Source organism: Curtobacterium sp. UCD-KPL2560 (assembly GCF_001705035.1).
Classification (GTDB): domain Bacteria; phylum Actinomycetota; class Actinomycetes; order Actinomycetales; family Microbacteriaceae; genus Curtobacterium.
In genome coordinates, this window is sequence record NZ_MCIG01000006.1 from 1 (window position 1) to 13,344 (window position 13,344).

A 13,344-nucleotide genomic window follows, 5' to 3' on the forward strand; every position below is an offset into this window, starting at 1 on the left:
TCTGAGGGGGACGTGGTCCTGGGCGTCGTGGGTGGCGCGGCTGGGGTGTCCGGCGCGCCTGCGTCGGATGCGCTGGCGTCCCTGGGCTGGACGTCTGAGGGGGACGTGGTCCTGGGCGTCGTGGGTGGCGCGGCTGGGGTGTCCGGCGCGCCTGCGTCGGATGCGCTGGCGTCCCTGGGCTGGACGGCGTCCGCGATCGGGTCGGAGCTCGTGACCGGGTCGGTGTCCGTGCCCGGGGTGGGGTCCGTACGTGGGCCGGGGCCCTTGCCCGGGTTGGGGTCCGGACCTGGACCCGGGCCCGTTCCCGGGTTGAGGTCCGGACCTGGACCCGGGCCCGTTCCCGGGTTGGGGTCCGGACCTGGACCCGGGCCCGTTCCCGGGTTGGTGGACGAGCTCGTCGAGGCGGCGTCGGCGGCCGGTACCGGGCCGGTGGGGCGCCTCGTCGTCCTCGTCGACGGGCGGTCCGGCACCGGCAAGACGACTCTCGGGCGAGCCCTCGGGGCGCGGCTCGGTGCGACCGTCGTGCACCTCGACGACGTCTACCCGGGCTGGGACGGTCTCCGCGCCGCATCGGACGCGGTCGTCGACCAGGTCCTCGGCGCGCCCTCCGGGTACCGCCGCTGGGACTGGGCAGCGTCCCGTCCGGCCGAGTGGGTGCCGGTGGGCCCGGCTGGCCCGCTCATCGTCGAGGGGTGCGGTGCCCTGTCCCGGCGGTCGGCTCCGCTGGCATCGCTGCGTGTCTGGCTCGAGGCCGACGACGCGGTCCGGCACGAGCGGGCCATCGGCCGCGACGGCGAGGTGTTCGCGCGGGAGTGGGACCGGTGGGCGGCGCAGGAGGCGGCGTTCATCGCGGCGGAGGACCCGGCGTCACTCGCGGACGTGGTCGTCCGGACCTGAGGCGTCCAGGGTGCGGCGGTGTTCGTCGTTCGTCCTGCGTGCGGCGGTGTTCGTCGTTCGTCCGGCGTGCGGCGGTGTTCGTCGTTCGTCCGACGTGCGGCGTTGTTCGTCGTTCGTCCGGCGTGCGGCGTTGTTCGTCGTTCGTCCGGCGTGCTGCGGTCGTGCCTGGGTGTCGGGCTACGCCCAGCCGAGTTCGTGGAGGCGTTCGTCGTCGATGCCGTAGAAGTGGCCGATCTCGTGCACCAGGGTGGTGTGTACCTCGTCACGGAGTTCCTCGACGGTGTCGCACTCGGCGAGGTGCTGCTTCCGGAACACGACGATCCGGTCCGGGAGCTCACCGAAGCCGTACTGGCCGCGCTCGGTGGCGGCGACCCCCTCATAGACGCCGAACAGCTCGGCACCGTCCTCGGGCTCGTCCTCGACGACGAAGACGACGTTGTCGAGGCCGTCGACCATCTCGTCGGGGAGCAGGTCGAGCTCGTCGGTCACGAGTTGCTCGAACTCGTCGGCGGACATCTCCATCACCGGACGATCGTCGCACAGCGGGCTGGTCGGGAGGTCGGTGCGCGAGCGCCGCGGTTCCGTGGGGTCGGCGAGCTGCCCGCGTGGCGCGCAACGTGGATCGGCCCGGGTTCGCGGTGAACGAAGAAGGCCCCCGTCTCGCGACGGGGGCCTTCTCGTACGGGGTGAATAACGGGTCTCGAACCCGCGACCTCCTAGACCACAACCAGGCGCTCTACCAACTGAGCTATATCCACCATGTTCGCTCCGGGGCTACCCGGGCGACCACTCAATAGTAGTACACGCTGGCGGCGCTGTGGACCACTACTCGGCGGCGGGCTGCGCGAGCCGCGGTTCCCACTGCTCGACGACCTCGGCTGCGACGGCCCGGACGTCCTCGGTGGTCGGGCCCGGCTCGGCGACGAACCCGGCGCGGCGGTAGTACTCGAGTTCGCGGATCGACTCGAGGATGTCGGCGAGGGCGCGGTGGCCGCCGTGCTTCTCCGGTGCGTTGAAGTACACGCGGGGGAACCACCGGCGGCAGAGTTCCTTGATGCTCGACACGTCGACGCTGCGGTAGTGCAGGTGACCGTCGACGCGCGGCATGTACTTGGCCAGGAAGGCGCGGTCGGTCCCGATCGTGTTGCCGGCCAGCGGCGCGGTCCCGGCTGCCGGGACGTGCTGGAGGATGTACTCGAGCACCTGGTACTCGGCGTCGGCGAGCGAGACGCCGTTCGGGATCTCATCGCTGAGGCCCGACGTCTCGTGCATCTTCGTGACGAACTCGTTCATGTTGTCGAGCGCGGACTGGTCGGGCTTGATGACGATGTCGAAGCCCGGGTGCACCGGGGTGAGGTCGAAGTCGGTGATGACGACCGCGACCTCGACGAGTTCGTCGACAGCGACGTCGAGGCCCGTCATCTCGCAGTCGATCCAGACGAGGCGGTCGTTCGCAGTTGCCATGCCGACGATCCTATTCCGCGGGTGCGACGCTGCTGCGCCCGGTGCATGCCCTGTGGACTGCCGGCGCGCTCGGCGTCGCCCCCACTGGCTGCGCTGCCCGCCCCATCGGTCCGGCAGCCCGGCAGTCCGGCAGTCCGGCAGCCCATCAGTCCGGCGGCCCGGCGGCCCGGCAGTCCGGCAGCCATGCGCATCGGCCGGTGCGGTGACTCGGGCGGGCGATGTGTGCACGGAGTCCGGCGTGGGCGCGACGACTTCGCCCGCTCGCGGCGTCGTGCCGGAAGCCCGCGATCGGTGACGGGCGAGGCGGAGGTGGGTTGCGCCTCCCGTCTCGCGGCGTCGTGCCGGGAGCCCGCGATCGGTGACGGGCGAGGCGGAGGTGGGTTGCGCCTCCGCTCCGAGGCCCGCGCAGATCCGGGCGAGCGGGCGAATCCGCACACCAACGACGGGCAAGGCCTGCACACATCGCCCGCTCGCGTGCGTGCCCCGTGCTCCGCGCCCCGCTCCGCTCCGGCGCACGGCGCACGGCGCCGAGCGGGCGAATCCGGCAACTGATGCCGGGCGGGATCTGCACACATCGCCCGCTCGCGCTCCCGCTCGCGCTCCCGCTCGCGCTCCCGCTCGCGCTCCCGCTCGCGCTCCCGCTCGCGCTCAGCGCAGCCCACACACGAACGGCCCGGAGCGCCGAAGCACCCCGGGCCGCCCGACCGGGCCGCTCCGCGTCAGAGCATCTCGCCCGCCGAGATCGCCTCGGCCTCGACGCGCTCGGGCTCGGGCGCCGCGCCCTCGTCCACGCGCCGCAGCACCTTGGTGGTCAGCGCGACCACCACGAACGCGATCGCCACGGAGACCCCGGCGAACACGTACGCCGCACTCGGCGAGAAGTCGTCGGCCAGCAGGGTCGCGACGGGCGGGGCGATGGCGCCGCCGATGAACCGCACGGCGGAGTACGCGCTCGACGCCACCGAGCGGGGGAGGTCCGTCGCCTCCATGACGCACTCGGTGAGCACGGTGTTCAGGACCCCGAGCACGAGTCCGCCGATCACCACGCAGACGATCAGGCCGGGCTGGGACCGCACCACGACGGCGGCGGCGAACAGGTCGAGCGCGAGCAGCGGCAGCGCGATCTTGAGCACGGTCGTGCGGCGCATCCGCGCGGTCAGCATCGGCGCGACCCAGACCGAGGTGATCGCGAGTCCGACGCCCCACCCGAAGAACGTGAAGCCGATGCCGAGTGCGCCGAAGCCGAGCGGGAACGGCGTGTAGGCGAGCAGGACGAAGAAGCCGATGTTGTAGAAGAGCGCGGTGACGGCGAGCGCGGCGAGCGCCGGTCGACCGAGGGCACGGAACGGGGCGGAGAGCTTCGTCGGGGTCGGCTGCTCGAGGCCGGAGGACTTGAGCAGCACCACCACCGCGATGAACGCGATCGCCATGAGGGTGGTCACGCCGAAGAACGGTCCGCGCCAGCTCACCGAGCCGAGCAGGCCACCGACGAGCGGGCCGACCGCGATGCCGAGGCCGAGCGCGGCCTCGTAGAGGATGATCGCCGAGGCGGTCCCGCCGGATGCCGCACCGACGATCGTGGCGAGCGCGGTGGAGATGAAGAGCGCGTTGCCGAGGCCCCACCCGGCGCGGAAGCCGATGATGTTCCAGACGCTGCCCGAGGTCGCGGCGAGCACCGAGAACACGACGATGAGCGCGAGACCGATGAGCAGGGTGTTCTTCGCGCCGATGCGGCTCGAGACCCAGCTCGTGAAGAACATGGCGACACCGGTGACCGCGAGGTAGCTCGTGAAGAGCAGTTCGGTCTGCGCCGCGGTGGCGTGCAGGGAGTCGGCGATCGCGGGGAGGATCGGGTCGACGAGGCCGATGCCCATGAAGGCGACGACGCAGGCGAAGGCGATCGCCCAGACCGCGGACGACTGCTTGAGGATGCTGCCGGACGCAGCGGGTGCGTGGGCGTTCACGCGGTGGTCTCCGTTCTGGTGGTGGTGAGGGTGTGGGCGGCGGTGCGCGATGCGAGCACGTGGGCCGCGTCCCGCAGGGTGGCCCACTCGTCGTCGTCGAGGTCGGCGAACACGGGCCCGACGGTCTCGGTGATCGTGGCGCGCCAGGTGGCGAGCCGGTCGTGCCCGGCGGGGGTGATCGCGATGCGCTGCCCGCGGGAGTCGTCGGGGTCGACGGTCCGGGTGACCAGGCCGTCGGCGTGCATGGACGCGACGAGCTTCGTCATGGTCGGCTGCGCGACGCGGGACAGCGCGGCGAGTTCACCGATCCGCAGTCGCTCGTCGGTCTCGAGGATCCCGAGCGTCCGCCACACGGCGGCGGACGTGGGGTTGCCCGTCGCCTGCGCCGCGGCCCGGATGAGCCGGTTCACGGACACGAGCAGCGTCTCGATCGTGGCAGCCCGATCTTGTTCCATGCCGGAACTGTATAGCCGGGCTATGCATCCGTCAACAGGCGCCCCCTGGTACAAGGGATGCATGAGTGACATCACGATCCACGAGGGCGACGAGTACACCGCGATCTTCCACGGCGGGCCCTTCGACGGGACGACCGACACCCGCACCGCGACGACCGACGCGATCGACGACGAGGTCACCGTCTACGCCGACCTCGAGGGCCTCCAGACCGCCTTCGCGTACAAGGCGACGAAGACCCGCCAGGTCCTCGACCAGACCTCCGTCGAGTACGAGTACGCCCCCGGAGACTCCGACCCGGTCGACGACCTGCAGGACCGCGGCGACCGCAGCGGCGAGTTCGACCGCGAGTAGTCCCACCCGCACCACCCCGCGAGCGCCGCGTGCCCCGAGCCGATCGGGAGTGCACGCGGCGCTCGCCGCGTTGCAGCCCGCGTGCAGCTCGACCTCTGGACCTCCGCCTTCTGTGCCCCGTGCGCGGCCGCCCGTCGCGTGACCGGTGAGGCCGCGGCCCTGGTCCCCGGCCTCCGGGTCCACGAACGCGACGTGGCCGCGCACCCCGAGACCGCCGAGACGCTCGACATCCGGTCGACGCCGACGATCATCGTCCGACGGGACGACGGCACCGAGGTCTTCCGCTCGCCCGGGGTCCCCTCGCGCGACCAGCTGCTGCTCGCGGTCGCGAAGGCGCTCTAGTCCGTCGTCCGGCCGACCACCGGTCCGGAGGCGCGTCCCGCCCCCGCCACGTCGGTCACCCGGTCGTGCGGTGCCGGTCGGGAGGCGCGTCCCRCCCCCGCCGCATCGCTCGCACCGTCCGTGCGGCCCGGCCCAGGGCCGTGGTCGTCCCCGCCCCGCAGCTCGCGCTGGGAGCGTGGCGGCAGCACGACCGGCACCGTCGGGGGCGCCACCGTCCGCCGCGCACGTCGAGCGATCCGCTTCAGCGCGCGCACCGGCGTCCCGACGAGCAGCGCCACGAGGCCGGCCACCGACCGGTCCGCCGACCCGAGCGCGTTCCGCCGCTCCCAGGACCGGCGCAGCGCCCCGCCCCGACTCCGCCGTGCCGCCGGACGATCGACCAGCCCACCGGAGTCGCGTGCGGTCATCAGCGCCTCTGCCCGGTCGGACCAGTCGTCGTCGCCGGGCGGGTGGAAGTGGTTGTCGTGCAACCACTCCGGGCGGACCGTCCCGAACCGCCCGTCCACCAGGTCGGTCGCGTCGCCCTCGAGCCCGCTGTCCACGAACACCTCGTTGATGAGGGACCGCGACACCCCGAAGTCCGTCAGGGTCAGGGCCGGGACGCCGCGCGCCACGGCCTCGAGGACCGCGGTCGAGCTGATCGTCACGAGCGCCACCGCACGGTCGAGGTGCCGTGCCATCGGACCGCTCGCCACGACGAGGTTCGCCGGCCGGTCGTCGGGCAGCAGCTCCGGGTAGGGGTACTGCTCCCGGTGGGTCTGGTGCTCGCCGGCAGCCGCCCGGACCTTCACGACGACGCGCCACTCCGGGTGCCGCCGGGCGGTCGCGAGGAGCCACCCGACCACACGGCGCCGGTCCTCGAGGTCGGCGGGGACGCTCGGCTGCGCGGCGAAGACGACGGCGTCCCGACGGCGAACGCCCCCACCGTGGGGAGCTGCGGGGACGTCCGTGTCCTGCGTCCGGGACGACCCACCCCGCGAGCGGGCGAAGGGCAACGTCGCGAGGGCGAACGCCGGTTCGATCCCGCCCGCTCGCGCGAGGTCGCGGTAGGCGCGGACCTCGCGGTGGCTGTGCAGGACGAACACGTCGGCGCGGGCGCGGAAGAACACGCCCTTCCACTTCGCCGGGAACGAGATGCCCGGGAGTCCCGTCAGCAGGACCGGACGGGGACGGACCCGGCGGACCACCTCGTCGATCACGAGCTCCGCCACCGGCCCGATGCACGCCACGAGCAGCGCGTCCGGCGGCTCGGCCCGGAGTCGCGCGACGACCTCCGCGACCGGCACCGGCCGGGGCGGCTCGGCCGCGAGGTGCGCGAGTCGGCCGTCGAGCCCCTGGAACGCCGCCCGGAGCTGCCCGGGACTCGCGGAGCGCGGAGTGTCGACGACGAGCAGCTCCAGGTCCCAGTGCGCGGGGGCGGTCGCGAGCAGGTGGGCGCCCCACTTCGCGAACGAGTCGGTGTCGACCAGGCCGACCACGCGCCGTCGGCGAGCCGACGGGACGGACGGGAGGCGCGCCTCCCGTCCGTCCCGTGACGCACCACGCGCGTCGGTTGGGTCGACCGCCGGGGCCGGCCCGTCCGCCGCGTCCCCGCTCACGCGCCGACGCGGCGCAGCTTCGCCATCGGAGCTCGCTCACCGGGGAAGATGCGCTTGACCCCGTCGCCGAGCGCGGTCTCGATGATCCGGACGTCGCGGGCGAGGGTCTGCAGTCCGTGCGGCTCGAGCGACGCCGCGTGGTCCGAGCCCCACATCGTGCGGTCGAGCGTGATGTGCCGCTCGACCGCGGTGGCACCCAGCGCGACCGCGGCGAGCGAGATCTGCAGGCCGGGCTCGTGGCCCGAGTACCCGACCGGCACCCCGGCGTAGCGACCGGCGAGGGTGTCGATCATGCGGAGGTTGGCCTCCTCGGCGGGGAGGGGGTAGGTGGACGTCGCGTGCATGAGCACCAGCCGGTCCGTGCCGAGCGTGGCGACCGCGCGGTCGATCTGCTCGAGCGTCGACATGCCGGTCGACAGGATCACCGGCTTGCCCGTCGCCGCGACGGCCGAGAGCAGCGCGACGTCGGTGACCGACGCCGACGCGATCTTGTAGGCCACGACGTTGAGGTCCTCGAGGAAGTCGACGCTCGGCTCGTCCCAGGGCGATGCGAACCAGTCGAGGCCGCGCATCGTCGCGTGGTCGCCGATCTCGATGTACTGCTCCCGGTCGAACTCGACGCGGTAGCGGTACTCCAGGTAGGTCATCTCGCCCCACGGGGTGCTGCGCGGGGTCTGCTTCATGTGCTCCGGGGTCGAGATCGCCGGGGTGCGCTTCTGGAACTTGACGGCCTGCAGGCCTGCGTCGGCGGCGACGTCGACGAGGCGCTTGGCGATGTCGACGTCGCCGTTGTGGTTCAGGCCGATCTCGCCGATGAGGTACGCGGGGTGGCCGGCGCCGATGGTGGACGTGCCGATGGTGACGGTCATGGTGTTCCGTTCTGGGTCGGTGCGAGGGGCCACCGCGCGGGGGCGGGGCGGTCGGAGGGTGCTGGTCGTTGCTCGGCTGGCGGTTGTCCGGCTGGTCGCTGTTCGAGCCGGGGCTGCTCGGTTGGGGGCAGCTGGTCTCGGTGCTGCTCGGGTCGAGGCTGCTCGGCTGGGGGTAGCTGGTCTCGGTGCTGCTCGGCTGGGGGCAGCTGGTCTCGGTGCTGGTCGTCGCGTGGGTCGGGGCGGTCGAGACGCTCGGCGAGCGTGGCCGCGAGTTCCAGGTCCGCCGCGTCGTCGACGTCGACCGCGCCGCGAGGATCGACCACGACGAACTCCACCCGCCCCGAGAACCGGTGGCCGGTCGCACGGAACCGGTCGTGCGCGAGGGCGTAGAAGGCACCTGTCTCGCGGTACTCGGGCTCCCGGTCCTGGCGACGGGGTCGGACGGCGGCGTCGTGGTTCACCGCGCGGGCGCTGCCGTCCTCGGCGGTCCGCCAGAGGAACGCGTGCGAGGGCGTGGCGGCGAACACCGCGTCGGCGTGACCGTCGCGCACCCGGCGCACGGCGGTGTCGACGTCGGCGGGGTCGATGAACGGCGAGGTCGCCTGCACGAGGAGCACGACGGCCGGCGGGATCGAGGAGGGCGGGGGCGTCGCCCGGGTGACGGGAGCGCCCGTGCCCGTGTTCTCCTCGCCCCGCGCGCCGTCCGCCAGGAGGTCGAGGACGTGCAGTACCGCGGACTCCGACGACGCCTCGTCGCCGGATAGTTCCGGCGGACGTCGGACGACCCGTGCCCCGGCGGCCTCCGCCTCGGCGGCGATCGCGTCCCCGTCGGTCGACACGACCACGAGGTCGACGGTCTCGGCGCGCAGCAGCGACTCGACGGTGCGACGCACGAGCGAGCGCCCGCCGACCGTGCGGAGGTTCTTGCCCGGCAGACCCTTCGACCCCGCTCGGGCCGGCACCACGGCGACGACGGTTCCGGGGGAGCGCATGTCCGGGACGGTACGGAGCGCCGGTGTCCCGGAGGAGAACTCGGGGCTGCCGCCCGCCGAACCCCGCCGGAACGGGAGGTCCGCCGCCCGGGCCCGKGCGACRCGCGCGCGAGCGGCTCCCCACTGCATCCCGAGCGGGCGCTTCCTGCACGCCCCGCAGCGGATCGCCTGCCGGTTCCGCCCGCTCGGGGTGCGTTCGAGTCGGGGAAGCGGACCCGCTTCCGCGAGCGGGCGCTTCCTGCACACTCCGCGGCGGATCGCGTGCCCGTTCCGCCCGCTCGGGGTGCGTTCGAGTCGGGGAGGCGGGCCCGCTTCCGGGAGCGGGCTCCTCCCGCGACGCCTGCGGCGGTCTCTGCGTCGGACCCCGAGCGGGCGCTTCGTGCACACCCCGCGGCAGATCGCGTGCCCGTTCCGCCCGCTCGGGGTGCGTCCGAGCCGGGGAGGTGGTGCCGCTTCCGCGAGCGGGCTCTTTCCGCGAGGCCGTCGGCGGCTTGATGCCGTTTCCGCCCGCTCGGGATCCTGAGGCGGAGGCAGGGGCTCGTCGGCGAAGGTCGAGTACCGCGAGCGGGCTCTTCCAGCGCGAGCGGCGTGCAGGAGCGCGCCGGTTCCGCCCGCTCGGGGCCGCGCGCGGCGGTGCCCGACCGGACTCGAGGACGCGGACCGTCTCGGCACGGCTGGCAGCGCCGAGTCCCGGCCTCCCGCGTTCTCCGCCGGAGCGACGGAGCTGCTCGAACGAAGGCCGGTGCCCGCACGGTTGCATCGCGAGCACCGGACACCGCCGCACCTCCGTACGGTGCGGCTGCGTCGGCTCCCGCTCCACGGTTTCGTGCAGCGCCTCCGCGGACCTCGGCGGTAGGATCGTCGCCGTCCGCCTCCGTAGCTCAGTGGATAGAGCAGGTGGTTTCTACCCACCGTGCCGCGGGTTCGATTCCTGCCGGGGGCACCGACGACGAGAGGCCGTCATCCCGGGGATGACGGCCTCTCTCGTTCGTGATCGCGGGGACTCAGTCGTCGTCGTCGGCGCGACGACGCAGCTCGCTCGCGCTGATCGGCTGCGTGTAGGGGGAGTCGTCGGTGTCCTCGTGGTCGGCACGGCTCGACGCAGGGTCGCCCACACTGGCGCGATCCGATCCGCCGGTCCCGGTCCCGGTGCCGCCGAAGCCGGGCGTTGCGGCGCGGTTGACGTGCGACTCCGCCGACGTGGGACTCGACACCCGCGTGCCGTCGTCGGTCGAGGCTCGCGACTCGTCGTCGTCGGTCCCACGGGAGCGCGAGGCGAGCGGCGAGCCGAGCGGCGGACGGACCGGAGCACCCGACAACGGCGTCGTCGCACCGTCGCCGTACGCGCGGGTGGCGTTGCCGGAATCGTCACCGATCGGCGTGGTCTCGTCCTGGTCGGAGGAACGCCCCTCCGAGGATCGCTGGTCGCCGGACGCTGCACCGCGGCTCCACGACGGGACGGAACCCTCGCGGGGAGCGGCCGACGATGCTGGGGCCGCAGCCGGCGTGACGGGGGAGGCCGTGCCTCCAGGCTGGGCGGTGGGACGCAGCGAGGTGGTGGTGGGCGCGGGTCGATCCTGCTGGGCGGACGCGGTGCGTGCACCACGGCCGTCGGAACCGCGATCGGCGGTGCCGTCGCGCCGGTCGACCTGGTCGGCGTTCCAGTCCTGCTGGCGCGCGATGAGCTCGGCATCGGGGTCCGGGGAGTCGAACTTCCACCGCTCGAGGTCGGACTTGAACAGCTTGCGAGCGCGGTTCGGGCGGGCCTGCCACTCGAGCATGCGGTCCTGGAGTTCACCGAGGGACTGGCCGGCCTGCGAGGTGAACGTCGACGAGTTCTTCTTGATGTCGGCGATCTCGTGCTGTGCCCAGTCGGCGGCGAGCGGTGCGCCGCTGACGGGGAGCATCCGGAGCCGGAGGTCCGCATCCTCGGCGAGGTGGTCGGCGTATGCACGCTCGTCGTGTCCGAGCGACCCCCAGCGCGCGGCCTTGCGCGCCGCGGAGACGACGGCCGCGACCGCGGCGTACCGGCTCTCGCGCTCGTGCAGCGACACGACCCGCTTGGTCGCCCCTCGGCCGATCAGCGCGGCGATGACGCCGGCCACGACGATGGCGACGAAGGGGATGATCACTCCGGACAGCACCCGCCACCCGTTGTCGGACGACGTCCAGTCGGTCAGCTCGTTCCACCAGTCCATGCGCGAACCCTACTCACGGAACGGTCAGGCTCCGGGGAGGCCGGACGGCGTTCCGCCCGACCCGCGACAGCGCGGTCATCCCCAGCGCAGGCAGTCGACGGCGTCGTCCGCGGACCAGACGTTGGGCAGCTCGACGAAGCGGCGTTCCGTCGCCACGTAGCGGCGCGCGCGGTATGCGGTGCCGCCGGCGACGTCGAGCCGGTCCACGTAGCCGACGATCTCGCCGTTGGCGCGGGTGACCCGGCTGAGGTCGTCCCGCACGTCGAGCACCCGGAGGTCCCCACGACTCCGCGCGACCGGCGTCGTGCGGAGTCGGAACACGGGTTCGGTGGTGCGCTGCACGGGAGCCTCCAGGTGGTCGTCGTTCGTGGTCTGCTCCGACGGTACGGGCGACCACCGACACGCCGGGCCCCGGGCGGACAGCTGGGGAACAGTGCGGCCGCGCCTGCTGTTGTGGAGGAAGTACACCCCGGTACCGGCTCCGCTCGGAGCCCAGGAAGGTAGGTTGACCCCCATGACGACGTTCGTGCTCGCAGGTGGATGTTTCTGGTGTCTCGACGCCGTGTACCGCACGCTCCAGGGTGTGCAGGACGTGGTGTCCGGGTACGTCGGCGGCGCGACGGAGAACCCGTCGTACGAGGCCGTGTGCACCGGAGCCACCGGCCACGCCGAGGCGGTCGCGGTGACCTTCGACGAGTCGGTCATCCCGGCCGAGGTCATCCTCGACGTCTTCTTCACGCTCCACGACCCGCGCCAGCTCAACCGCCAGGGTGCCGACGTCGGCACACAGTACCGCTCCGCGATGTTCCCCGCGGACGACGAGCAGCGTGCCCTGTTCGAGCGGGCGATCGAGCGCGCATCGGACATCTGGGACGGCGGCATCGTGACGACGATCGAGCCGCTGGGTACCTTCTACCGTGCGGAGGAGTACCACCAGGACTTCTTCGCGAAGAACCCCGGTCAGGGCTACTGCATGGCGGTGGCGCTGCCCAAGGTGAACAAGGTGCGCAAGGCCTACAGTCAGTACATCCTGGCGTCCTGAGGCACGGGCGTCGGGGCCACGAGGAGGTGGTCGAACGATGATGGACAACACCGGGACCTGGGTGGCGGTCGGACCGGCCGGCGCGGTGGGCAGCATCCACCGCGCGGCGGACGGCTTCCACGTCGAGCTCTACGGACGATCCGGTCCGGGCGGCGGGACGTACCCGTCCCTCGCCTCCGCGAAGGGTGCGGTCCACGCGGCCCTCGGCCCGCTCGCGGAGCGGCCCGAGTTCCGGGCGCACTGACCGCGAACGGTCCGTCGTCGCGGACCACCGGCCTGGAGGCGCGGGGGACTTCTCCTCCACAGGTCACCTCCGAAGACTGACCAGTCACAGATCGAGCCCCGGGGCGCTTCCGCGCCTCGGGGCTCGATCACGATCGACGCATGAACGACACCATCACGGTCTGCGGGATCATCGCCACCGAACCCCGCCACCTCGTCACCGACACCGGCATCGCCATCACGAGCATGCGACTGGCCTCTCCGTCCCGCCGATGGGACCGGTCCACCTCGACCTGGACCAACGGTGCGACCAACTGGTTCACCGTGACCGCGTTCCGGTCGCTCGCCGCCAACGTGTACAAGTCCTTGAAGAAGGGCGACCGCGTCGTCGTCACCGGTCGGGTGCGGATCCGCACGTGGGAGCGGGACGGGCGCGGCGGCACCTCGGTGGAGATCGACGCCGAGGGCATCGGCCACGACCTCGCGTGGGGCATCAGCAACTGGATCCGCGTCCCGCGGCACGCGAGCGAGACCACCGCCGCCCCCGGCACGTCGCCGACCGTCGACCCGACCACGGGCGAGGTGCACGGCCACGACGAGGCAGGTGCCGTCGACGGCGCCGAGGCCGACGGCGGACCCGCCCACCGTGAGGACCTGCCCGACCCGGCCGAGGCGGCGGAACACACCGCGGTCGCGCTCGACGGGGAGTTCGCGCCGCCGTCCGCACCGCCCGGCGGCGAGGACCCCGACGACGCCGGGTACCCCGACGGTGGTCTCGGAGCAGCGCCCGGCGTCGACCACCTCACCGGACGTCCGGCGGCCTGATCGGGCGCCGACCCCTCCGGCACCGATCACGCAACCGAGGCCGCTCGCCCGGACCCCGGCCGCCCGGACCCCGGTCGCCCGGCCGCACCCGATCATGGGGGGCGGTCCGGGGGGACCGGGGTGC

Annotated in this window: 15 protein-coding genes and 2 tRNA genes; 7 read left to right on the forward strand and 10 right to left on the reverse strand. The window is 73.1% G+C overall.

Translation table 11 applies throughout. From position 1 onward, the window contains the following. The first annotated feature begins 384 nt into the window (after positions 1-384). Positions 385-897 carry an ATP-binding protein gene (locus BEP24_RS02975; RefSeq protein ID WP_253181546.1) on the forward strand — a complete coding sequence of 171 codons (513 nt, stop codon included), beginning with the start codon at positions 385-387 and terminating at the stop codon, positions 895-897. A gap of 177 nt (positions 898-1,074) precedes the next feature. Here the strand turns inward: BEP24_RS02975 and BEP24_RS02980 are convergent, their stop codons facing one another. From BEP24_RS02980 to BEP24_RS03000, 5 genes are all read right to left on the reverse strand, one after another. Then, positions 1,075-1,419 (reverse strand): metallopeptidase family protein, encoded by a 345-nt coding sequence (locus BEP24_RS02980; RefSeq protein ID WP_065960110.1) that lies wholly within the window; start codon positions 1,417-1,419, stop codon positions 1,075-1,077. Between the two features lie 163 nt (positions 1,420-1,582). Beyond that, positions 1,583-1,655, reverse strand: a tRNA-His gene (locus BEP24_RS02985). A gap of 67 nt (positions 1,656-1,722) precedes the next feature. Continuing rightward, positions 1,723-2,361, reverse strand: coding sequence for an oligoribonuclease (gene orn, locus BEP24_RS02990; protein WP_065960113.1), 639 nt, complete (start codon positions 2,359-2,361; stop codon positions 1,723-1,725). Positions 2,362-3,080: 719 nt separating this feature from the next. After that, a complete protein-coding gene (locus BEP24_RS02995) occupies positions 3,081-4,325 on the reverse strand; it encodes an MFS transporter (RefSeq protein ID WP_065960114.1) in 1,245 nt (414 codons plus the stop codon). Continuing rightward, positions 4,322-4,780, reverse strand: a complete 459-nt coding sequence (locus tag BEP24_RS03000) for a MarR family transcriptional regulator (RefSeq protein WP_065960116.1) — start codon at positions 4,778-4,780, stop codon at positions 4,322-4,324. Before BEP24_RS03000 ends, BEP24_RS02995 begins: the two co-directional genes overlap by 4 nt. 61 nt (positions 4,781-4,841) lie before the next feature. On the opposite strand from BEP24_RS03000, the gene BEP24_RS03005 reads away from it, so the two are divergent. After that, positions 4,842-5,132: a hypothetical protein gene (locus tag BEP24_RS03005; protein WP_065960118.1), complete on the forward strand. Its 291-nt coding sequence runs from the start codon at positions 4,842-4,844 to the stop codon at positions 5,130-5,132. Between the two features lie 81 nt (positions 5,133-5,213). Continuing rightward, entirely contained in the window at positions 5,214-5,474 is a 261-nt protein-coding gene (locus tag BEP24_RS03010; RefSeq protein ID WP_083230027.1) for a thioredoxin family protein, read from the forward strand. Here the strand turns inward: BEP24_RS03010 and BEP24_RS03015 are convergent. The 3 genes from BEP24_RS03015 to BEP24_RS03025 form a co-directional block, all read right to left on the reverse strand. Continuing rightward, the gene (locus BEP24_RS03015; RefSeq protein WP_065960124.1) at positions 5,471-6,952 is read right to left on the reverse strand and encodes a DUF6716 putative glycosyltransferase; all 1,482 of its coding nucleotides are present in this window, start codon (positions 6,950-6,952) and stop codon (positions 5,471-5,473) included. The genes BEP24_RS03010 and BEP24_RS03015 overlap by 4 nt on opposite strands. Positions 6,953-7,068: 116 nt before the next feature. Then, on the reverse strand, positions 7,069-7,941 hold the full coding sequence (locus tag BEP24_RS03020; protein WP_065960126.1) for an N-acetylneuraminate synthase family protein: 873 nt from the start codon (positions 7,939-7,941) through the stop codon (positions 7,069-7,071). Then, positions 7,938-8,933 carry an NTP transferase domain-containing protein gene (locus BEP24_RS03025; RefSeq protein ID WP_065960127.1) on the reverse strand — a complete coding sequence of 332 codons (996 nt, stop codon included), beginning with the start codon at positions 8,931-8,933 and terminating at the stop codon, positions 7,938-7,940. The genes BEP24_RS03020 and BEP24_RS03025 overlap by 4 nt, the downstream gene beginning before the upstream one ends. Before the next feature lie 870 nt (positions 8,934-9,803). On the opposite strand from BEP24_RS03025, the gene BEP24_RS03030 reads away from it, so the two are divergent. Further along, a tRNA-Arg gene (locus BEP24_RS03030) sits at positions 9,804-9,876 on the forward strand. A gap of 61 nt (positions 9,877-9,937) precedes the next feature. Here BEP24_RS03030 and BEP24_RS03035 read toward each other — a convergent pair. Both BEP24_RS03035 and BEP24_RS03040 read right to left on the reverse strand, forming a co-directional pair. Continuing rightward, positions 9,938-11,131: a hypothetical protein gene (locus BEP24_RS03035; RefSeq protein ID WP_065960129.1), complete on the reverse strand. Its 1,194-nt coding sequence runs from the start codon at positions 11,129-11,131 to the stop codon at positions 9,938-9,940. A gap of 75 nt (positions 11,132-11,206) precedes the next feature. Further along, positions 11,207-11,473 (reverse strand): hypothetical protein, encoded by a 267-nt coding sequence (locus BEP24_RS03040; protein WP_083230028.1) that lies wholly within the window; start codon positions 11,471-11,473, stop codon positions 11,207-11,209. A gap of 172 nt (positions 11,474-11,645) precedes the next feature. Here BEP24_RS03040 and msrA point away from each other — a divergent pair, with 172 nt between their 5' ends. From msrA to BEP24_RS03055, 3 genes are all read left to right on the forward strand, one after another. Then, positions 11,646-12,173, forward strand: a complete 528-nt coding sequence (gene msrA / locus BEP24_RS03045; protein WP_065960131.1) for a peptide-methionine (S)-S-oxide reductase MsrA — start codon at positions 11,646-11,648, stop codon at positions 12,171-12,173. Between the two features lie 37 nt (positions 12,174-12,210). Continuing rightward, complete coding sequence (locus BEP24_RS03050) at positions 12,211-12,417, forward strand: hypothetical protein (protein ID WP_065960133.1); 207 nt, start codon at positions 12,211-12,213, stop codon at positions 12,415-12,417. Positions 12,418-12,557: 140 nt separating this feature from the next. After that, positions 12,558-13,220 carry a single-stranded DNA-binding protein gene (locus BEP24_RS03055; protein ID WP_065960136.1) on the forward strand — a complete coding sequence of 221 codons (663 nt, stop codon included), beginning with the start codon at positions 12,558-12,560 and terminating at the stop codon, positions 13,218-13,220. The last annotated feature ends 124 nt before the right edge of the window (positions 13,221-13,344 follow it).